This is a genomic window from Aeromonas sp. FDAARGOS 1410 (assembly GCF_019048745.1).
Taxonomy (GTDB): domain Bacteria; phylum Pseudomonadota; class Gammaproteobacteria; order Enterobacterales; family Aeromonadaceae; genus Aeromonas; species Aeromonas jandaei.
In genome coordinates this window covers 534,714-555,400 of record NZ_CP077401.1, presented here as the reverse complement: position 1 = coordinate 555,400, position 20,687 = coordinate 534,714, and the positions used below count along the sequence as shown (strand labels likewise).

The window sequence follows — 20,687 nt, the reverse complement described above, 5'->3', positions numbered from 1 at the left end:
GATCTGCGATGCGATTTACTGACATATTCATAAAACGACCCGTGCTGGCAATCTCGCTCAGCTTCCTGATCGCCCTGCTGGGCTTTCAGGCAGTCTTCAAGATGCAGGTACGGGAATACCCCGAGGTGACCAACACGGTGATCACGGTCAGCACCAGCTATTACGGTGCCAGTGCCGACCTGATCCAGGGGTTCATCACCCAGCCGCTCGAACAGGCGGTCGCGCAAGCCGACAACATCGACTTCATGACCTCCTCCAGCCAGCTGGGCAGCTCCACCGTCACCGCGTACATGAAGCTCAACACCGACCCGAATGCCGCGCTGTCCGACATCCTGGCCAAGGTCAACTCGGTGCGCTCCCAGTTGCCCAAAGAGGCGGAAGACCCCTCGGTCACCTCCTCCACCGGTTCAACCACAGCGGTGCTCTACCTCGGTTTTACCAGCCCGGAGCTCAACTCCAGCCAGATCACCGACTATCTGGAGCGGGTTATCAAACCGCAGCTCTTTACCGTCGGCGGGGTCTCCAAGGTTGACCTCTACGGTGGTGTGAAGTTTGCGCTGCGGGTATGGCTGGATCCGGCCAAGATGGCGGCGTTCAATCTGACCGCCAGCGACGTGATGACAGTGCTCAACAGCAACAACTATCAGTCGGCCACGGGTCAGGCGACCGGTTACTTCACCCTCTTCAACGGCAATGCTGAAACACAGGTCGGTGATATCGAAGAGCTGAAGCGTCTGGTGGTAGCCAGCCGTGACAGCAAGGTGATCCGTCTCTCCGACATCGCCAAGGTCACGATGGAGAAGAGCCACGACGTCTATCGCGCCAGCGCCAACGGCCGCGAAGCCGTGGTTATGGCGGTCAACGCCGCACCGACTGCCAACCCCATCAACATCGCCCACGATGTACTGGAGCTGCTGCCGAGTCTGAAGCGCAACATGCCGAGCACCATGCAGGTGAACGTGCTGTATGACTCCACCATCGCCATCAACGAATCGATCAGCGAGGTTATCAAGACCATTCTGGAAGCGGCCGCCATCGTACTGGTGGTGATTACCCTGTTCCTGGGCTCGTTCCGTGCGGTCATCATCCCGATCATCACCATCCCGCTCAGTCTTATCGGCGTGGTGATGATGATGGATATGTTCGGTTTCTCGATAAACCTGATGACCCTGCTGGCGATGGTTCTGGCCATCGGTCTGGTGGTGGATGACGCCATCGTGGTGCTGGAGAACGTGGACCGTCACATCAAGGAGGGTGAAGAGCCCTTCCGGGCAGCCATTATCGGTACTCGCGAAATCGCCGTGCCGGTTATCGCCATGACGGTCACCCTGGCGGCGGTATACGCGCCGATCGCTTTGATGGGGGGCATCACAGGCTCTCTGTTCAAGGAGTTTGCCCTGACCCTGGCGGGCGCCGTGTTCGTTTCGGGCATCATCGCCCTGACCCTGTCACCGATGATGTGCTCCAAGATGCTCCGAGCCAATGAAACGCCAAGCAAGTTCGAGAGCACAGTCCACCACCTGCTGGAGCGGATGACCGATCGCTATGACCGCATGCTGCATGCCGTGATGCAAAAACGCATCGTGGTAGTAGTCTTTGCCATCATCGTCTTCGCCAGTCTGCCGCTGCTGTTCAAGTTCATCCCGAGTGAGCTGGCACCATCGGAAGATAAAGGGGTAATGGCGGTACTGGGGACAGCCCCCTCCAACGCCAACCTGGACTACATCGAAAACACCATGGCCGATGTGAACAAGATCCTGGATGAGCAGCCGGAAATCGCCTACTCCCAGGTCTTCTCCGGTGTGTTCAACTCCAACCAGGCGTTCGGTATCGCCTCCATGGTGCCCTGGAGCCAGCGTGAAGCGAGCCAGAAAGAGGTGCTGGATCGCGTCGCCAAACTGGTGAAAGACATCCCGGGTATGGCCATCACCACCTTCCAGTTCCCCGAACTGCCGGGTGCTTCCAGTGGTCTGCCGATCCAGTTCGTCATCACCACCCCGAACAGCTTCGAAAGCCTGTTCCTGGTAGCTGGCGAGATGCTGAGCGCGGCCGAGAGCAATGGACAGTTCGTCTATTCGGATCTCGACCTGAACTACGACTCTGCCACCATGAAGATCAAGATCGACAAGGACAAGGCAGGTGCCTACGGCATCACCATGCAGGACATAGGTATCACCATGGGTACCATGATGGCGGACGGTTACGTCAACCGTATCGACCTGGATGGCCGCTCTTATGAAGTGATCCCGCAGGTTGAGCGCAAATACCGCCTCAACCCGGAATCCATGAAGGGTTACTACGTCCGTGCCGCTGACGGCAAGTCGATCCCGCTTGGCAGCCTGATCAGCATCGAAGTTGTCGGTGAGCCGCGCGCCCTGCCCCACTTCAACCAGCTGAACTCCGCCACCATAGGTGCCGTTCCGGCGCCCGGAGTTGCCATGGGTGATGCCATCAACTGGTTCAAGACCACTGCCGACGAGAAGCTGCCACAAGGCTATCGCTACGACTTCATGGGTGAAGCTCGCCAGTTCGTTACCGAAGGCAATGCACTCTACGCCACCTTCGCACTGGCACTGGCCATCATCTTCCTGGTACTGGCCATCCAGTTCGAATCGGTGCGCGACCCGCTGGTGATCATGGTCTCGGTTCCGCTGGCCATCAGTGGTGCCCTGATCGCGCTCGCATGGGGTCTGGCGACCATGAACATCTACTCCCAGGTGGGCCTCATCACCCTGGTGGGTCTGATTACCAAGCACGGTATTCTGATCTGCGAGGTAGCCAAGGAGGAGCAGCTGTTGCACGGCATGAACCGGATGGAAGCCGTGATGCAGGCCGCCAAAGTGCGTCTGCGTCCAATCCTGATGACCACAGCCGCCATGATTGCCGGTCTGATCCCGCTGCTCTATGCAGCTGGCGCAGGGGCCGCCCAGCGCTTCAGTATCGGTATCGTCATTGTGGCCGGTCTGGCTATCGGCACCCTGTTCACCCTGTTCGTACTGCCGGTGATCTACACCTTCCTGGCATCCGAGCACAAACCGCTGCCGGTCTTTGATGAGACCATTCCACCCAAGGCAACCAGCGGAAACTAAGCGTTTATCTCAAGCAAAAGGCCCCGTAACGGGGCCTTTTTTATGCTTTGCAGGAAAGACGACATAAGTCCATGAAGCAGTTAAACTAAAAAATATCACATCCAGACCGCAAGGACGCCATGTCAGGACATTTCTTCAAGACCGCCAGGGCCGTCGGCAGTAACGGACTCTCATACCGTCTGCTCTCCTATATTCTGGTCTGCAGTACCGTACTGGCGATGATCATCACTGCACTGCAACTTGCCTGGGATTACCGCAAGGACGTTGCCGTTATCGAAGACAGCATCGGCCAGATCGAGGCCTCTTTTCTGCAACCTATCGCCGCCAGCTTGTGGAACCTTGATGAAGAGCAGGTGAAGGTACAGATCGAGGGCATCATGAACCTGCCCAACATGCAGTTCGTGATGGTCAAGGAGATGCTCGGCAACTCCGAAGTCCCGCTACTGACCCAGGGGGTGGAGCGGGAAAGCTACGACATCTCCCGCGAATTCAACCTCACCTATCAAGGCGAAGTGGTGGGCAAGCTGTTCGTAGCAGCCTCGCTGGAGCAGATCTACCAGCGCCTGATCGAGAAATCGGTGCTGATCATGGTCAGCCAGACTATCAAGACGCTGGTAGTCTCGTTTTGCATCCTGATCATCATTTACTACCTGGTGGTTCGTCACATCAACCGCATCGCCAGCTATGCCCAGAAGTTCAATCTGGATCGGCTCGACATGGAGCTTGAGCTGGAGGGGCGCCCGTTGCCCCGCAAAAAGCCCGATGAACTTGATACCCTGGTCGCCACCCTCAACCAGATGCGCACCCGGCTGCGCGATGAGCTGCTGGCTCGCCATCAGGCCGTGGAGCAGTTGCAACAGGAGCGTGACTTCTCTGCCACGCTGATCAATTCGGCCAACATGGTGATCTGCTGCATGGAGCCGGATCTCACCATCGCCAGCATCAACCCGGCAGCCATCCTGCTGACCGGCTACCACCAGCAGGAGCTGCTGCAACACAACTGGCTCGATCTCTTTGTCAGCAGCGCCCAACGTCAGGAGCTGAGCAACATCCTCTCGGCAGAGGGTTCACTCGCCGACAAGGTGGTCATCATGCATGACCAGCAGGCCCATGAACTGGTGCTGCAGTGGACTTTTGTCCCCTTCTACGAAGGGCCCAACCTTAAATACCAGATCGGGTTTGGCTATGACATCACCCAATTGAAAAAGGTCGAGCGGGAGATTATCCAGCTCAACGAGCAGTTGGAAGGCAAGGTTGCCGAGCGGACACGCAGCCTGAGCGAAGCCAACACCCAGCTGGGCAAGGCTTACGACGATCTGAAGCAGGCTCAGCAGACACTGGTAGAGTCGGAAAAAATGGCCTCCCTCGGTTCACTGGTGGCCGGTGTGGCCCACGAGATCAACACCCCGATCGGTATCAGTGTGACCGCCTCCTCCTATCTGCAGGAGCGGGTTGCCGACTTCAAGTCGCACATTGAGTCAAAACAGCTGTCACGCTCCTATCTCAACGAGTTCACCGTCAACCTCGACGAGTCCATGCAGCTGCTGCAAGGCAACCTGCGCCGCGCTTCCGAACTGATTGCCAGCTTCAAGCAGGTGGCAGTCGATCAGTCATCGGAGGCTCGCTACAACTTCAGCCTCGCCGACAACCTCCATCAGGTGGTTGTCTCCCTCGGTCACAAGCTGAAAAAGGCCCAGTGCGAAGTCGATATCCAATGCGATCCCAAGCTGTCGATCTTCTCCTTCCCCGGCAGCTTTACCCAGATCTACTCAAACCTGATCCTCAACTCCATCAACCATGGTTTCGACAACTGGGACAAACCCAAGAAGATCACCATCAAGGTAGAGCAGCAGGGAGAAGAGTTGCTGATCGACTACAGCGACAACGGTCGCGGCATTCCGCCGGAGATATTGCCACGCATCTTCGATCCGTTTGTCACCTCCAAGCGGGGTCAGGGCGGTAGCGGCCTCGGTACTCACATCATCTACAACCTGGTGGTGCAGCTGCTGCGCGGCCGCATCCACTGTGCCAGCGAACCGGGCAACGGCGCCGAGTTCCATATTCGCCTGCCGATCCAACATAACTGAGCGCTGGCTCTTGTGAGCCAGCCGCTTTATCCCCATCATGCTGTGATTGCATTCTTAATGAGCGGAGAACCTCGCAATGGCACAGCATTTTGACTATATCGCCATCGGCGGCGGCAGCGGCGGTATCGCCTCTGCCAACCGGGCTGCCATGTACGGTAAGAAAGTTGCCCTGATTGAAGCCAAAGAGTTGGGTGGAACCTGCGTCAACGTAGGCTGCGTCCCGAAGAAAGCCATGTGGTATGCCGGCCAGATCGCCGATGCCCTGAAATATGGCGCCGATTACGGCTTCGACACCACTCTCAACCACTTCGACTGGGCCAAGCTGGTCGAGTCCCGCCAGGCCTACATCGGCCGCATTCACACCTCCTATCAGAATGTACTGGGCAAGAACCAGATTACCGTCATCAAGGGATTCGCTCGCTTCGTCAATAGCAACACGATCGAGGTCAATGGTGAGCAATACACCGCAGATCACATCCTGATCGCTACCGGTGGCCGCCCGGAAATTCCGGCCATCCCGGGTGCCGAGCTGGGTATCGACTCCGACGGCTTCTTCGAGCTGCAGAGCCAACCCAAGCGGGTTGCCGTGGTAGGTGCTGGCTATATTGCCGTCGAGATCGCAGGGGTGATGCAGGCACTGGGCTCCGAGACTCATCTGGTGGTGCGCAAACACGCCCCACTGCGCAATTTCGATCCCATGATCCACGAGACACTGGTCGAAATCATGGCGCAGGAAGGGCCCAAGCTGCATACCCACGCCATTCCCAAGGCCGTGCTCAAGAACGCTGACAACAGCCTGACCCTGCAGTTGGAAGATGGCCGCCACCTCACCGTCGACTGCCTGATCTGGGCCATCGGCCGCGTCCCGGCCACCGACAACCTGAATCTGGCCGCTGCCGGTATCGCGCTGGACGAGAAGGGCTTTATCCCGACCGACAAGTTCCAGAATACTGCCGTTGCCAACATCTATGCAGTAGGTGACAACTCTGGTCGCATCCAGCTCACGCCGGTAGCCGTCGCAGCGGGCCGTCGCCTCTCCGAGCGGCTGTTCAACAACAAGCCGAACGAGCACCTTAACTACGATCTGGTGCCGACCGTGGTCTTCAGCCACCCGCCCATCGGCACCATTGGCCTGACCGAGCCGGAAGCCATCGCCGAATATGGCGAGGAGCAGGTGAAAATCTACCGCAGCCAGTTCACCGCCATGTACTCGGCGCTGACCCAGCATCGCCAACCTACCCGGATGAAACTGGTCTGCGTCGGCCCTGAAGAGAAGGTGGTCGGTCTGCATGGCATCGGCTTTGCCATGGACGAGATCCTGCAAGGATTTGGCGTTGCCATGAAGATGGGGGCCACCAAGGCGGACTTCGACAACTGTGTCGCAATCCACCCCACCAGTGCGGAAGAGTTTGTGACTATGCGATAAGCGTGTTTGAAGCTGAACTGTCACTATCAGGCCTGCTACAACAACTGCGTGCCCATTCCTCATCCCACCAGCGCGGAAGAGTTTGTGACAATGCGATAAGCACGTTGCAGGCTGACCCGCCAATATCAGGTCATCTTCATCCACCAGCGTTCAAACCCGGCTCAGGCCGGGTTTTTTGATCCCGCCTCGCCACCAGAACCCTCGCAAAAGCCTCGTTCTTTACGCCGATTTTACGCCTGCCACATGGCGCTTTATGGCGCCTTTACGCCGGTTCTTCTTACCATTTCAGCGTCAATGACACCAACAGAGTCGATATGGTTTTACATCGGCTCTCGCAGCTAATTATCTCAATGGAGTCGATATGAATTGGCTATATCTGCTGCTGGTCCTCGCCTTGATGGTCTACCTGCTGCGCGCACTCACGCGCAGTCACGAGTGAGGAATCCGCTATGTGGCAAGAAATGATCTACCCCGTCGCATTTGTGCTGCTGGTTCTGCTGCCAGCACCGCTGCTTGGCGGTTATCTCTACCGGGTATTTGAAGGCCAGTGCCGCTGGCTGGCCCCCGTGGAGCGTGCCACCCTGTTATGTTGCGGCACGGACGGACGGGAACAGGACTGGAAGTCCTATACCCTCAGCCTGCTGGCCTTCAATGGCGCCGGCTTCGGCCTGCTGTTCCTGATCCTGATGGCGCAGGGTCTGCTGCCCCTCAACCCGCAGCAGTTGCCCGGCCTGAACTGGCAACTCGCCTTCAACACTGCGGTCAGCTTTATGACCAACACCAACTGGCAAGCCTATTCCGGTGAGGCCAGCCTCTCCTACTTCAGCCAGATGGTGGGCCTGACCACCCAGAACTTCGTCTCTGCCGCCACAGGTGCTGCCGTAGCGGTTGCGATGTTCCGCGGTATCGCCCGCCAGCAGACAACCCACCTTGGCAACTTCTGGCTGGATCTGGTGCGTTTTTGCCTCTACGTGCTGCTGCCGATGTCGCTGATCCTGGCGCTGCTGCTGGTATGGCAGGGGGTTCCGCAGAGCCTGTCAGCCTATCTGCCGTTCCACACTCTGGAAGGTCAGGAGCAGCTGCTGCCGCTCGGCCCGGCAGCTTCGCAAATTGCCATCAAGCAGCTCGGCTCCAACGGCGGCGGCTTCTTCGGCATCAACTCCGCCCACCCGTTCGAGAACCCGACCGCCCTCTCCAACTGGCTGGAGATGGTCGCCCTGCTGACCCTGGCCGCCGCCATGGTCTTTACCCTGGGTCGCTATGTGAAGGACATGGCCCACAGCCGCGCTATCGTCATTGCCATGACCATCATGCTGGCATTGGGACTCTTCGTTTCCATCACTCAGGAGATGAAACTGGATCCGGCCCTGACTCATCTTGCCAGCGAAGCGGGTAACTGGGAGGGCAAAGAGAGCCGCTTCGGCCCGGTGCTATCCAGTATCTGGGAAGTGGCGACTACCGCAGCCTCCAACGGCTCGGTCAACGCCATGCACGACAGCTTCGCCCCTCTCTCCGGCATGGTCGCGATGATCAACATGCTGCTGGGTGAAGTGGTCTTCGGCGGCGTGGGTGCCGGCATCTACGGCATGATGCTGTTTGTGCTGCTCACCGTCTTCCTGTGCGGTCTGATGGTGGGTCGTACCCCGACCTATCTGGGCAAGCGCCTCGGTATCACCGAGATGAAGTGGGTCGTCGCCAGCATGCTGGTGATGCCGGTGGGGGTTTTGGTGATCGGCGGTGTCACTCTGCTGATGCCGGATGCGGCCACTATCATAGGTCACGATGGCCCGCACGGCCTGTCACGCCTCATCTATGCCTACGCCTCGGCTGCCGGTAACAACGGCTCAGCCTTCGCCGGCTTTGCTGCCGGTGACAACTGGCAGTGCGTTGCCATCGGTCTGGCCATGCTGCTCGGTCGCTTCGGCTACATCATCCCCATCATGGCCATAGCCGGCCAGCTCGCCCGCGCTCCGCGTCAGGAGATAAGCGAGGGGGATTTCCCGATCCGCGGCCCGCTCTTCATTACCCTGCTGATCATCACCGTATTGCTGATTGGCGGCCTCTCCTTCCTGCCAGTGCTGGCACTGGGCCCCGTGGCAGAACATCTGATGCTGGGAGCTTTCTAAATGAGCAAGTCCACTTCAATGAGCCCCGACACCATGCTGGTGAAGGGCAAAAAACAGCAATCGCAGATCCTGCAGGCCATGGTTGAAGCCATCTACCGCTTCAATCCCAAGGCGCTGTTTGGCAGCCCCATTCTGTTCACCCTCTGGCTGGCAGCAGTCATGGCGACGGTGGAGTCACTGCTGGGGCAGCCGTTCTCCGGCGTTGCCCCCTCGCTGGCCTGGCAGCTGACTGCCTGGCTCTGGCTCACCCTCTGGTTTGCCAACTTCGCCGAGACGCTGGCCGAAGGTCGCGGCAAGGCGCGAGCCGACAGCCTCAAGGCTGGCATGAGCCAACTCAAGGCCCTTCGGGTAGCTAATGCAAAAGATGGTCAGGGCGAATGGGTACCCGCCACCAGCCTGATGAAGGGTGATCTGGTGCTGGTACGCAGCGGCGAGATGATCCCGGCCGACGGCGAGGTGATCGCCGGTATCGCCTCGGTCAACGAGGCCGCCATCACCGGCGAATCCGCCCCCGTTATCCGCGAGTCGGGTACCGATCGCAGCGGTGTAACCGGCAATACCACCGTCGTTTCAGACGAGATCTGGGTACGCGTCAGCAACAATCCGGGCGAAAGCACGCTGGATCGCATGATTGCACTGGTGGAAGGGGCCAAGCGCCAGAAAACGCCCAACGAGATGGCGCTGGATGCCCTGCTGGTCGGGCTGACCCTGATCTTCCTGCTGGTAGTCGCCACCCTGCCCTGGTTCCTCGACTACAACGGCACCCAGGTCCCGCGCCTCTACCTGATCGCTCTCTTTATCACCCTGATCCCGACCACCATCGGCGGCCTGCTCTCCGCCATCGGCATTGCCGGTATGGATCGACTGGTGAAACTGAACGTGATTGCCAAGTCGGGCCGGGCCGTCGAAGCGGCCGGTGACGTGCGCACCCTGCTGCTGGACAAGACCGGCACCATCACCTTCGGCAACCGGATGGCTGACGAACTGATCCCGGCACCGGGCATTGACCCGGCCCTGCTGGCACAAGCGGCCATGCTGGCTTCGCTGGGTGACAACACTCCCGAGGGTAAATCTATCCTGACCCTGGCGGGCAAGAGCCACACCAAACCGAGCCAGCTGGACGATGACAAGGTAATCCCCTTCAGCGCCGAGACCCGTCTGAGCGGACTGGATCGCAACGGTCACCAATATCGCAAGGGGGCAGTCGATGCGGTACTGAACTACCTCTCCCTCGACCGCAAAGCGGTGCCGGAGCTGGTGCTCAAGTCAGTCGACAACATCGCCCGCCAGGGTGGTACTCCGCTGCTGGTCTGTACCCATGAGCAGCTTCTGGGGGTGGTCTACCTCAAGGACATCATCAAGCCCGGCATCAAGGCCCGCTTCCAGATCCTGCGCCACATGGGGATCCGTACCGTGATGATCACCGGTGACAACCCGAAAACGGCCGCCGCCATCGCTGCCGAAGCCGGGGTGGATGACTTCATCGCCGAAGCAACGCCAGAGAAGAAGCTGGCCTATATCCGGCAGGAGCAGGCCGATGGCCGTCTGGTCGCCATGTGTGGTGACGGTGCCAACGATGCGCCTGCGCTGGCACAGGCTGATGTGGGTCTGGCCATGAACGAGGGTACCCAGGCCGCCAAGGAGGCGGGCAATCTGGTGGATCTCGACTCCAACCCCACCAAGCTGCTGGATGTGGTGCTGGTCGGTAAACAGCTGCTGGTGACCCGTGGCGCCCTGACCACCTTCTCCATTGCCAACGATGTGGCCAAGTATTTCGCCATCCTGCCAGCCCTCTTTATCGCCGCCTACCCGCAACTGGGGGTACTGAACCTGATGCAGCTGGGCAGCCCGCAGAGCGCCATCCTGTCGGCCATCATCTTCAACGCCCTGATCATCGTAGCGCTGGTACCGCTGGCCCTGCGCGGTGTCGACCTGAAGGGGTCGGCCGCCAGTCTGCTGCGCCGCAACCTGCTGATCTACGGTGTCGGCGGCCTGCTGGTGCCTTTTATCGGCATCAAGCTGATCGACCTGGTCATTACCGGCCTGAGTCTGGTGTAACGGCATAACCGGGATGCGGGTCAGCCCGCATCCACACAACGAATTCGGAGCATATCCATCATGATCGCAATCAGAACCCTGCTGACCCTGACCCTGCTGCTGGGCGTGGGTTATCCGCTGGCCGTCACCGGACTGGCCCAGCTGCTCTTCCCCTGGCAGGCCAACGGCAGCCAGCTGACCGACAGCAAGCAGCAGCTCATCGGTAGCGCCCTGCTGGGGCAGAAATTCGAGCGGGCTGACTACTTCCACCCCCGCCCTTCAGCCAGTGATTTCAACACCATTGGCGGTAGTGCCAGCAATCTGGGGATGAGCTCACCGCTGCGGGCAGAGTTCGCCGAACAGGCCGCCAAGGCACAGCCTGAAACCAGCTCTCCTGCCATGCTGACCCGTTCCGCCTCTGGCCTCGATCCCCATCTGCCACTCGATGCGGTGCTGGCGCAGGTGGATCGCGTCGCCAGAGAACGTGGACTGGATCCCGCCCAACTGACGGAGCAGGTCAAGTCGGCCACACAAGCTGGTATCCTTGGCCCGCAGGTGGTCAACATTCTCCAGCTGAACCTGCAACTGGATCATCAAAAGGGCGCCTGAGGGCGCTCCTTGCCGATCTGGCGTTGACCTCCATTTTCGACGCGGGCAGTTGGCTCGATAGGGATAAGCATGCGTGATGAGGTAAGGGCTGACGCCCTGCTGGCAAGTCTGGAGCAAGAGCACAAGGGCAAGCTGAAAGTCTTTCTCGGGGCCGCCCCCGGCGTGGGCAAGACCTACGCCATGTTGCAGGCGGTGCGGGAACAGGCCAAGGAGGGGGTCGACATCCTGATCGGCGTGGTGGAGACCCACGGCCGGCAGGAGACGCTGGCCCTGCTCGACAAACTCGCCATCCAGCCGCGCAAGATCCACATGCACCGTCAGCAGCGGCTGGAGGAGATGGACCTCGACGGCCTGCTGGCACGCAAGCCGGCCATCGCAGTAGTGGACGAGCTGGCCCATAGCAACGCCCCTGGCAGCCGCCACGAGAAGCGCTGGCAGGATGTCGAGGAGCTGCTCAACGCCGGTATCGACGTCTATAGCACACTCAACGTCCAGCATCTGGAGAGCCTCAACGATCTGGTGTGGCAGCTGACCGGGGTCAGGGTCAAAGAGACCCTGCCCGATCAGGTTCTGCTCGATGCAGACAGCATTATCCTTATCGACCTCCCCCCCAAGGAGCTGCTCGGCCGCCTGCGCGAGGGGAAGGTTTATGTACCCCATCAGGCCAAGGCCGCCCTGCAATCCTTCTTCTCCCTCAACAACCTCACTGCATTGCGGGAGCTGGCGATGCAAACCGCAGCCAGCCATGTGGAGGGCGATCTGCAACTGCAATGGCAGGCGGCGGGCAAGACCACATTGCCGCTGCGGGGCAAGCTGATGGTCTGCCTCGGCAACCAGCACGGGGCTGCGCTCGTGCGCTATGGCCACCGCTTTGCCCAGCGTCGCCAGCTACCCTGGCTGGTAGTGCACGTGGATAGCAATGGCCGCAGCTCGGCCGACGTGGAGCAGGCGCTGGCGCTCGCCTCCCAACTGGGAGCCAAGGTGCTGACCCTCTCCAGTCCGGCGGTCGCCAATACCCTGCTGGAGACTGCCGAACAGCAGCAGGTCTCCCAGCTTCTGCTCGGCAAACCTCACAAGGCGCCGTGGCGTCGCTCGCTGGTGCAACACCTGCTCAAGCAGGCTCAGGGGCTCGAAATCACCCTGGTCGATACCGAGAAGCAGAAGCCCGAAGTGGGGATGTGCGTCCCGACCCCGAAGGATATTCACCACAGCCTGCTGGCGGTGACCATCATGGGGATCACCTCGGCCGCCGCCTGGGGGCTCTCCTACTGGCTGCCGCCCGCAGCATTGCCGCTCATCTTCGTGCTGGGGGTGCTGGCGACCGCCCTCACCACCAGTCTGGTGCCCGCCACGCTGGCAGCGGTGCTGGGCTTTATCGCCCACAATCTGCTCTTCACCGCCCCCTACTTCTCCCTGAGCGTCGCCAACCACAGCGACCTGCTCACCCTGTTTGTGCTGCTTATCGTCGGCATGACTGCGGGACGGCTCGCCTCCCGCCAGCGGCAACAGCTGATCGGTCTGCGCGAGACCCAGCAGTTGGGCAATGCCCTGCTCTCCCTCAGTCAGGGGTTGGCCACCGCCAGCAGCCCGGAGGAAGTTTTGAGACAAGGTGCCCAGGCCATTTCGCTGGCGCTCGGCCAGCCGACCGTGGTGATCGACAAGGAGTTCAACGATCGGCTCGGCAACGAGAAGCACAGGCCCGGCCAGACCGACAAGGCGGCCATCGACTGGTGTCTGGCCCAGAAGCAGAGCGCCGGAGCCCACACCGCCACCCTCAATGCTGCCGAGGCCCAGTATCACCATCTCAGCGACGATCTGGTGATCGGCATAACGCTGGCCAATCCTTTCTCCTCCTCCGCCGAGCATCAGCTGCAGGCGCTGCTCACCGATATTCGCGCCGCGCTGGCGCGGATCGACCTCAACGAGCGGCTGGCCGACAGTCAGTTGCAAGCGGAGACCGACCGGATGCGCGCCGCCCTGCTCTCCTCGGTCTCCCACGATTTGAAGACGCCGCTGGCCACCATCATGGGGGCTGGCAGCACCCTGCTGGAATATGGTGACCGGATCCCCGCCGAAGACCGCGACGAACTGCTCCACTCGGTGCAGGAGGAGGCGCGCCGCCTGCACAGCTATGTGCAAAATCTGCTGGATATGACTCGTATCGGCTCCCCCGACTTCCAGCTGAAACGGGACTGGGTCGATCTGGCGGATCTGGTGGAGAGCGCCCGCAAGCGGCTCGAATCCTCCTGGCGCCAGCACAAGCTGCTGGTCCATTTCGATCAGCATGTGCCCCAGCTCTATGTGCACGGCGCCCTGATCGAGCAGGTGCTGGTCAATATCCTCGACAACGCCTCCCGCTACTCGCCGGCAGGCACCCCCATCGAGTTCAAGGTGATGGTGGCCGAACCCGACCTCATCATCGACATCATCGATATCGGGGTCGGTATCGCCGAATCGGATCGGGAGAAGATCTTCAACCTCTTCTACACCCAGCCGGTGGGCGATTGCGGTAGCCGTGGCACCGGACTTGGCCTCGCCATTTCCCGCGCTATGATAGAGGCCCACGGCGGCAAGATTTGGGCCTTCTCCGGCCCCAATGGCAACGGCACCTGCATGCGTATCTCCCTGCCGCTCGCGCTCAATTCACCGGAGGTCTGATGGCTGAAAGCCTGCTCGAGTCACTCAGCCCCTCCCACCATTCGCCTCTGGAGGTTCGATGGCGCACATTCTGGTCATAGATGATGAAGCGGCGATCCGTCGCTTTCTGCGGATCAGCCTGATTGCCGAAGGGCATCAGGTAAGCGAAGCGGTCAGCGTCACCGAGGGGTTGGAGCAATATCGCCACCTCAACCCCGATCTGGTGATCCTCGATCTCGGTCTACCGGATGGCGATGGCATTCAGGTATTGCAGGCCATTCGCGAGCATCACCCCAATCCTGTGCTGGTGTTGTCGGCCCGCGATTCTGAGCAGGAGAAGGTGCGGCTGCTGGATGCCGGCGCCAACGACTACATGAGCAAGCCGTTCGGCATCGGCGAGATGATGGCCCGCATCCGCGTGCTGTTGCGCCAACGTGCTGGCGTCAGCAGCGGCGAACGGCGCCACTTCCCCCAATGCGGCCTGACGCTTGATGTCAGCAGCCACAAGGTGACCATGAAGGAGGAGGAGATCCCCCTCTCCCGCAAGGAGTTCGCCCTGTTGCAGGCGCTGGTGTGCCACCCCGGCAAGCTGGTGATGCAGACCCAGCTGCTCAATGACATCTGGGGGCCGAGCCACAAAGAGGACACCCACTACCTTCGCATCGTCATCGCCAGCCTGCGCAAAAAGCTGGGGGATAACCCCCAGCAACCGACGCTTATCGAGACCGAATCCGGTATCGGCTACCGCTTTATCGGCAACTGACGTTTCACGTGGAACGACGCCCGCAGCAAATCAGCGCCAACAGACCACAGCCACTCAGCAACAGGCCGAGATCCTGCAATCCGGCCGCCACCGCCAACCCCAGACTGAGCAGCAGGTAGTAGCCAAGCCCGAACAGGGCGCCAGCGCTGCCCGCTACCTCGCGATAGGCCAGCAGCGCCTGACTCAGCACATTGGGGATAGCCAGCCCGAAGGCCACCACCACACCCATCATGGGCAACAGGAACCAGAGGCTGGACTGACTCGCCCAGACCAGCAGCCCGGCGACCAGCGCCAGAGCGCAAGCCAATCTGACCAGAGATGACGGCAGCCACCCCCTCCCCAGCAGATGCTTGTTGAGCAGGCTGCCGAGCAGAGTCGCCAGCGCCAGCAAGATCCCCGAATAGCCAAACTCGCCGGTGCTCAATCCCAATCCGGCAAACAGGAAGGGGGCCAGACTGTAGTAGCCAAACAGCATAGTGTTGAACAGGGCGACCAGCATGGCACTGCGCCAGAGTCCGCCATCCTTGATCATCCGACACGCCAGCGGCCAGAGCGCGACTCGTTGGCTGGTGGCCGGACGGGTTTCCGGCAACTGCCAGCAGGTCACCAGCAGCAAACCTACTGCCAGGACCAGCAGACCGCTGAACACCCCGAGATAGCCGAACCCGCTCGCCAGCTGGCCACCACTGAGCAGCCCCAGCACCGGACTGAGTGAGAGCGCAATGCCCATCACCGAGAAGACCCGCGCCAGATCGCAGCCCTGATAGCTATCGCGCAGCATGGTCTGGGTCACCACGGATCCCACCGCGGCGCCAAAGGCCGAGATAACCCGGGCCAGCAGCAGGGTTTCAAACTGATTGGCCAGCAGCGCCAGCAGGGTGCCAACGCCATAGGTGAGCAGACCCGCCAGCATAGCGGGACGGCGCCCAATCAGATCGCAGAGCCGCCCCCAGCAGACCACGCCCACCGCAAACGCCAGAAAATAGACCGAAAGGGTCTGGGATGCCTGCCCTTCGCTCACCCGAAACTGGGTAGCGATGTGGGTCAGGACCGGGCTGTAGATGGTCTCCACAATTTGGGGAAACATCATCAATCCCACCACCAGCCAGAGCGGTGGCAACTTGTTGTTCATGACAAACCTCCTTCACAAGAGGTCGCCATTCTAGAGAGATGCCGATTGTCTGATTACAATAAGCAGGACTATAAACATCAAAAATCGGACATATGGCCTTTATTCTTCCCGATCACCCTTTTGACCCCGACCAGCTGACGGGCAGCGTGATCGGCATCGCCTCCGCCCTCGGCTGGCACGACTCGGGCCGGCATCAGCATCAGCGCCATCAGCTGCTGTTCGCTCAATCCGGCTGCATGACCATGGAGCTGGAAGGTCGGGTCTGCCTGCTGCCACCCACCCGCGCCGCCTGGCTGCCAGCGGGCACCGCCCACCGGGTACTGATGCGCGGTGTCGTCGCCTACCGATCCCTCTACTTCCAGCCGCACCCCGAGTTGCCCGGCACGGTCGAAGTGCTGGCGGTCAATCCGCTGCTGCACGAACTGATCGAACGGATGGCGCTCTGGCCGTGGGACAAACCGCAAGAGCAGCAACAACGGACGGTGGCTCTGTTTATGGAAGAATTGAGGCTGGCGCCGCGGGAGTCGTGGCAGTTGCCGCTGCCGACCGATCCCAGACTGGGCGACTGGCTACAGCAGTTGAAGCGGGGAGATGCCCTGCCGGAGCGGCTCAATCAGTTAGCCGGACAGATAGGCGCCAGTGACAAGACCATTGGCCGCATCTTTATGCGGGAGACAGGCATGAGCTATCAGGCGTGGCGTCAGCAGTGGCGGCTGTTGCACGCCATGGAGCTACTGGCAGAAAGCGAGTCCATCAGCCGGATTGCCGCTGCGCTGGAGTTCTCCAGCGACAGCGCCTTTATCAGCTTCTTCAAACAACATACGGGACAAACCCCCCTGCGCTACCTCAACTCTCAGGGTGAGTCGCCACAGCCTGGCTCGCCTCCACCACCAGGGTATCCAGCGCCAGCGGTTTGAGGTTGTGCAGCGCATCCTGCACCACGGCATGGGATGCCTGTTGCAACTCGCTCTGCACATCCTGATCCAGCTGGGCACTCTCCAGCTCGGGCCGCGGGTTTTCGTTGGCCATCACGTTCAGGCTCAGGGCACTCACAATCAGGGTAGCGATCAGGCTTTTCATCTGGTTTGCTCCGGTATGGTTGAGATGACCAGATAGCTATTCCAATAGTTGTGCCAATCCTCATGCAATTCATAACATGATGATTTTGTTTAAATTAACTATCTTGCGATACCAAATTGAGTCGCAAAATGCATCCCGCCCAGTCATTTTTAAACCAACAGTTGGTGATTTTAACCACGCTTGATTTTTGCACCATGTTCCACGTGGAACGTCCCATCTTTTTGATCGACACCCGCTTTTAAACTGAGCTATGGTGCTACATCCCCGTAACTCAAATCTGGATCTGTCACTGAATGGAATTTTCCTTGTTCGGCGAGAAGTTCACTCGCCACGCCGGTATTACCCAACTCATGGATGACCTCAATCAGGGGCTGACCAATCCGGACGCCATCATGCTGGGTGGCGGCAATCCGGCCCCCATCCCCGCCATGCTGGAACGCTTTCAGGCCGAGGCCAAGAGCCTGCTCGACAACGGCGAGCTGGTCAAAGCGATGGCCAACTACGACGGCCCGCAGGGCAAAGACAGGTTCACCAAAGCGCTGGCAGCCCTGCTCAGCAAGGAGCTGGGATGGGATATCTCGGCCCGCAATATCGCCCTGACCAACGGCAGTCAGAATGCCTTCTTCTACCTGTTCAACCTGCTGGCCGGTGAATTTGCCGATGGCCGCAAGAAAAAGGTGCTGTTCCCGCTCGCCCCCGAATACATCGGCTATGCCGACTCGGCGCTGGCCGACGACTACTTCGTGGCCTACAAGCCCACCATCGAGAAACTGCCCGATGGCCAGTTCAAATACCACGTGGATTTCGAGAGCCTGCAGGTGGGTGACGACATCGGGGTGATCTGCGTCTCCCGCCCGACCAACCCGACCGGCAACGTGCTGACCGACGAAGAGATCGAACACCTCGACCAGATCGCCCGCGACAAGGGAATCCCGCTGCTGATCGACAACGCCTACGGCGTTCCCTTCCCGGGCATCATCTTCAGCGAAGCCAAGCCGTTCTGGAACGCCAATACCATCCTCTGCATGAGCCTCTCCAAGCTGGGCTTGCCGGGCACCCGCTGCGGCATCGTCATCGCCGACGAGAAGATCATTCAGGCCATCACCAACCTGAGTGGCATCATCAATCTGGCGCCGGGCAGTCTGGGCCCCGCCATCACCATCCCGATGATAGAGAGCGGCGAGATCATCGCCCTCAGCGAACAGGTGGTTAAGCCCTTTTATCAGCAGAAGGCGGAGCTGGCGGTACAGCTGCTGCGCGAAGCGATCCCCGACCCGCGCTTCCATATCCACAAGCCGGAAGGCGCTCTCTTCCTCTGGCTCTGGTTTGAAGGCTTGCCGATCCACTGTCAGGAACTCTATGAGCGACTGAAGGCGAAGAACCTGCTGATCGTGCCGGGTCACTACTTCTTCCCCGGCATTGATGACCCCGAGTGGCGCCACAGCCAGGAGTGCATCCGCCTCAACTACTCCCAAAGCGAGGAGCTGGTTCGCCGCGGCATCGCCATTCTGGCCGATGAAATAAACACCCTCTACGCCGGCTAAGTCAGTCCGGCCAGCCAAAAACAGAAAGGCCTGCATCTGCAGGCCTTTATTGTTTATCGCGATCCGGTTTGCTTAGCCGGGCAGCGCCAGCTGCTCGGGTTTGCCGATCGGGATGGCGCGGGGCTTGAGCGCCTCCGGCAGTTCGCGAGCTAGGTCGATGGTCAACAGACCATGCTCCAGCTTGGCGCCCTGCACTTCCACGTGCTGGCTCAGCTTGAAGGCAAGCTCGAAGTCGCGCTCGGCAATCCCCTGATGGAGGAACTGACGCTCACCGGCCCCAGCTCCTTTGCGACCCTTCACCTTGAGGGAGCCGTTTTCGGTCTCCAGCTCCAGCTCTTCGCGCTCGAAGCCAGCCACGGCAACCGTGATGCGATAGCCATCCTGATCGCGCTTTTCGATGTTGTACGGGGGGTAAGCGGCGGTCTTCTGCTCGAACAAACCTTCCAGCTCACGGGCCATCCGCTCGAAGCCGACGGCGTTGGAATAGAGATGAGAAAAATCGAGGTTACGCATAATCCTATCCTTCTAATAAGCAACAGGTTCAACTCTCCACAGGCCCGTCATCGGCACCCGGGAAATTTTAAAATTTCAGTGAATTCAGGCTATCAGCCGTTGATCTCGATCTTGCGCGGCTTCATCGCCTCAGGCACTTCACGCACCAGCTCGATGTGCAGCAAGCCGTTTTTCAGGTCGGCCCCTTTCACCCGCACATAGTCGGCCAGCTGGAAGCGGCGCTCGAAACCACGTTCGGCGATCCCCTGATAGAGATAGTTGCGCCCGGTGTCGGCCTGCTTGTTGCCCTTCACCGTCAGCAGATTTTCCTGGAAGCTCAGCTCCAGCTCTTCCTGGGTAAAGCCCGCCACCGCCATGCTGATGCGGTAGTCGTTGTCACCCAACTGCTCGATGTTGTAGGGGGGGTAACCGGCATTGCCATTGCTGGCCGCAGATTCGATGAGATTTGCCAGACGATCGAAACCGATGGCAGAACGATAGAGCGGAGAAAAGTCGATAGAACGCATAGTATTACCCTCTTGTGAGCGATAACGGATTTTTTGCCCTCCTTATGGACGGGCACCTGGTCGAAACCTCTGTCGAGCGTTCCGGCCTTGTTACCTATATAGGGGCTCACTTTTTCCTTTCAAGGGGATTTTTTCAAATTTTTTAAATGGCCGCGCCGACCTGTTGAACATCAACCTGTTGGCCCGATAGTGATGATAATCGACCCGTGGGCCACTGATGGCAACTCGCTCCGTCTCCCATAATTGGTTGCATATCCACCAGCCAACATGGAGCCATCCCATGAAGATTACCCAGGTTCGCAACGCTACCTTGCTGCTCGACTATGGCGGCACCCGCTTTCTGATCGACCCCATGCTCTCGGCCAAAGGGGTCTTCCCCGGCTTTGAGGGCACCGCCAACAGCCAGCTGCGCAATCCGCTGGTCGAGCTGCCGCTACCGATAGATGAGCTGGTCGATGTGGATGCCGTTATCATCACCCACAACCATCCCGACCACTGGGATGACGCCGCCAGAGCCCTGATCCCCAAGCATCTGCCGCTCTTGGTGCAACATCAGAAAGATGCCGATGCCATTCGTGCCAGTGGCTTTGAGGATGTACGCCTGCTGAGCGACCAGCCCGAGTTTGCCGGCATTCGCCTGCAGCAGACCGGTGGCCAGCACGGCAGCGACCAGTTGATGGCGGTACTGGGCGAGCGCATGGGAGAAGTGTGCGGTGTGGTCTTCTCCCACCCCGATGAACAGTGCCTCTATCTGGCCGGTGATACCATCTGGCATCCCCGGGTCGAGCAAGCCCTGCAACAGCATCAACCCGAGGTCATCATCCTCAACTGTGGCGATGCACAGGTGCCCGGGCTCGGTTCCATCATCATGGGCAAGGAAGATGTCGCCGCCGTTTATCAGGCCGCACCGCAGGCCACGCTGATCGCCAGCCATATGGAGGCGGTCAACCACGCCGTGCTGTCGCGCCAGGAGCTGCGCGACTATCTGGCGGAACGGGGCATGATGGATCGGGTACGGGTGCCGCAAGATGGCGAGGCGATATCGCTGTGACCCGCAGGAGGGCCATGCCAGACATGGCCCTTCGGCTTTCACTACCGAACGCTTATGATGAGTGGTCTGCGCGCAGAGAGGAGCCAA

Annotated in this window: 15 protein-coding genes; 11 read left to right on the top strand and 4 right to left on the bottom strand. The window is 60.0% G+C overall.

Translation table 11 applies throughout. The features are described from left to right. Positions 1-8: 8 nt before the first annotated feature. From I6L40_RS02565 to I6L40_RS02530, 8 genes are all read left to right on the top strand, one after another. Positions 9-3,089 carry a multidrug efflux RND transporter permease subunit gene (locus I6L40_RS02565; protein WP_139394804.1) on the top strand — a complete coding sequence of 1,027 codons (3,081 nt, stop codon included), beginning with the start codon at positions 9-11 and terminating at the stop codon, positions 3,087-3,089. Positions 3,090-3,208: 119 nt separating this feature from the next. Beyond that, positions 3,209-5,176: an ATP-binding protein gene (locus I6L40_RS02560; RefSeq protein WP_104016756.1), complete on the top strand. Its 1,968-nt coding sequence runs from the start codon at positions 3,209-3,211 to the stop codon at positions 5,174-5,176. 76 nt (positions 5,177-5,252) lie between these two features. Further along, the gene (gene gorA, locus I6L40_RS02555) at positions 5,253-6,602 is read left to right on the top strand and encodes a glutathione-disulfide reductase (protein ID WP_216994952.1); all 1,350 of its coding nucleotides are present in this window, start codon (positions 5,253-5,255) and stop codon (positions 6,600-6,602) included. Positions 6,603-7,051: 449 nt separating this feature from the next. Continuing rightward, positions 7,052-8,728, top strand: a complete 1,677-nt coding sequence (gene kdpA, locus I6L40_RS02550; RefSeq protein WP_216994951.1) for a potassium-transporting ATPase subunit KdpA — start codon at positions 7,052-7,054, stop codon at positions 8,726-8,728. Continuing rightward, complete coding sequence (gene kdpB / locus I6L40_RS02545; protein ID WP_216994950.1) at positions 8,729-10,786, top strand: potassium-transporting ATPase subunit KdpB; 2,058 nt, start codon at positions 8,729-8,731, stop codon at positions 10,784-10,786. A gap of 60 nt (positions 10,787-10,846) precedes the next feature. Continuing rightward, a complete protein-coding gene (locus I6L40_RS02540) occupies positions 10,847-11,374 on the top strand; it encodes a potassium-transporting ATPase subunit C (protein ID WP_201963244.1) in 528 nt (175 codons plus the stop codon). A gap of 69 nt (positions 11,375-11,443) precedes the next feature. Then, positions 11,444-14,032, top strand: a complete 2,589-nt coding sequence (locus I6L40_RS02535) for a sensor histidine kinase KdpD (protein ID WP_216994949.1) — start codon at positions 11,444-11,446, stop codon at positions 14,030-14,032. Positions 14,033-14,090: 58 nt separating this feature from the next. After that, complete coding sequence (locus I6L40_RS02530) at positions 14,091-14,774, top strand: response regulator (RefSeq protein ID WP_120415979.1); 684 nt, start codon at positions 14,091-14,093, stop codon at positions 14,772-14,774. Positions 14,775-14,778: 4 nt separating this feature from the next. On the opposite strand, the gene I6L40_RS02525 is transcribed toward I6L40_RS02530, so the two are convergent. Continuing rightward, the gene (locus tag I6L40_RS02525; protein WP_216994948.1) at positions 14,779-15,906 is read right to left on the bottom strand and encodes a multidrug effflux MFS transporter; all 1,128 of its coding nucleotides are present in this window, start codon (positions 15,904-15,906) and stop codon (positions 14,779-14,781) included. A gap of 92 nt (positions 15,907-15,998) precedes the next feature. On the opposite strand from I6L40_RS02525, the gene I6L40_RS02520 reads away from it, so the two are divergent. Further along, a complete protein-coding gene (locus I6L40_RS02520) occupies positions 15,999-16,823 on the top strand; it encodes a helix-turn-helix transcriptional regulator (protein ID WP_216994947.1) in 825 nt (274 codons plus the stop codon). Here I6L40_RS02520 and I6L40_RS02515 read toward each other — a convergent pair. Further along, entirely contained in the window at positions 16,753-16,986 is a 234-nt protein-coding gene (locus tag I6L40_RS02515; protein ID WP_216994946.1) for a hypothetical protein, read from the bottom strand. The two genes, I6L40_RS02520 and I6L40_RS02515, sit on opposite strands and share 71 nt — an antisense overlap. A gap of 293 nt (positions 16,987-17,279) precedes the next feature. Here I6L40_RS02515 and I6L40_RS02510 point away from each other — a divergent pair, with 293 nt between their 5' ends. After that, positions 17,280-18,530 carry a valine--pyruvate transaminase gene (locus I6L40_RS02510; protein WP_127007973.1) on the top strand — a complete coding sequence of 417 codons (1,251 nt, stop codon included), beginning with the start codon at positions 17,280-17,282 and terminating at the stop codon, positions 18,528-18,530. Between the two features lie 72 nt (positions 18,531-18,602). On the opposite strand, the gene I6L40_RS02505 is transcribed toward I6L40_RS02510, so the two are convergent. Then, positions 18,603-19,043, bottom strand: coding sequence for an Hsp20 family protein (locus tag I6L40_RS02505; protein WP_216994945.1), 441 nt, complete (start codon positions 19,041-19,043; stop codon positions 18,603-18,605). Between the two features lie 92 nt (positions 19,044-19,135). Further along, on the bottom strand, positions 19,136-19,549 hold the full coding sequence (locus I6L40_RS02500; RefSeq protein WP_005339298.1) for an Hsp20 family protein: 414 nt from the start codon (positions 19,547-19,549) through the stop codon (positions 19,136-19,138). Between the two features lie 280 nt (positions 19,550-19,829). Between I6L40_RS02500 and I6L40_RS02495 the strand changes: the two genes are divergently transcribed. Further along, a complete protein-coding gene (locus tag I6L40_RS02495; RefSeq protein ID WP_071914542.1) occupies positions 19,830-20,600 on the top strand; it encodes an MBL fold metallo-hydrolase in 771 nt (256 codons plus the stop codon). The last annotated feature ends 87 nt before the right edge of the window (positions 20,601-20,687 follow it).

Bases quoted from the DNA above. Each gene is read 5' to 3' on its own strand.
- I6L40_RS02565 (WP_139394804.1), top strand. From the start codon at position 9: ATGCGATTTACTGACATATTCATAAAACGACCCGTGCTGGCAATCTCG.
- I6L40_RS02560 (WP_104016756.1), top strand. From the start codon at position 3,209: ATGTCAGGACATTTCTTCAAGACCGCCAGGGCCGTCGGCAGTAACGGA.
- gorA (WP_216994952.1), top strand. From the start codon at position 5,253: ATGGCACAGCATTTTGACTATATCGCCATCGGCGGCGGCAGCGGCGGT.
- kdpA (WP_216994951.1), top strand. From the start codon at position 7,052: ATGTGGCAAGAAATGATCTACCCCGTCGCATTTGTGCTGCTGGTTCTG.
- kdpB (WP_216994950.1), top strand. From the start codon at position 8,729: ATGAGCAAGTCCACTTCAATGAGCCCCGACACCATGCTGGTGAAGGGC.
- I6L40_RS02540 (WP_201963244.1), top strand. From the start codon at position 10,847: ATGATCGCAATCAGAACCCTGCTGACCCTGACCCTGCTGCTGGGCGTG.
- I6L40_RS02535 (WP_216994949.1), top strand. From the start codon at position 11,444: ATGCGTGATGAGGTAAGGGCTGACGCCCTGCTGGCAAGTCTGGAGCAA.
- I6L40_RS02530 (WP_120415979.1), top strand. From the start codon at position 14,091: ATGGCGCACATTCTGGTCATAGATGATGAAGCGGCGATCCGTCGCTTT.
- I6L40_RS02525 (WP_216994948.1), bottom strand. From the start codon at position 15,906: ATGAACAACAAGTTGCCACCGCTCTGGCTGGTGGTGGGATTGATGATG.
- I6L40_RS02520 (WP_216994947.1), top strand. From the start codon at position 15,999: ATGGCCTTTATTCTTCCCGATCACCCTTTTGACCCCGACCAGCTGACG.
- I6L40_RS02515 (WP_216994946.1), bottom strand. From the start codon at position 16,986: ATGAAAAGCCTGATCGCTACCCTGATTGTGAGTGCCCTGAGCCTGAAC.
- I6L40_RS02510 (WP_127007973.1), top strand. From the start codon at position 17,280: ATGGAATTTTCCTTGTTCGGCGAGAAGTTCACTCGCCACGCCGGTATT.
- I6L40_RS02505 (WP_216994945.1), bottom strand. From the start codon at position 19,043: ATGCGTAACCTCGATTTTTCTCATCTCTATTCCAACGCCGTCGGCTTC.
- I6L40_RS02500 (WP_005339298.1), bottom strand. From the start codon at position 19,549: ATGCGTTCTATCGACTTTTCTCCGCTCTATCGTTCTGCCATCGGTTTC.
- I6L40_RS02495 (WP_071914542.1), top strand. From the start codon at position 19,830: ATGAAGATTACCCAGGTTCGCAACGCTACCTTGCTGCTCGACTATGGC.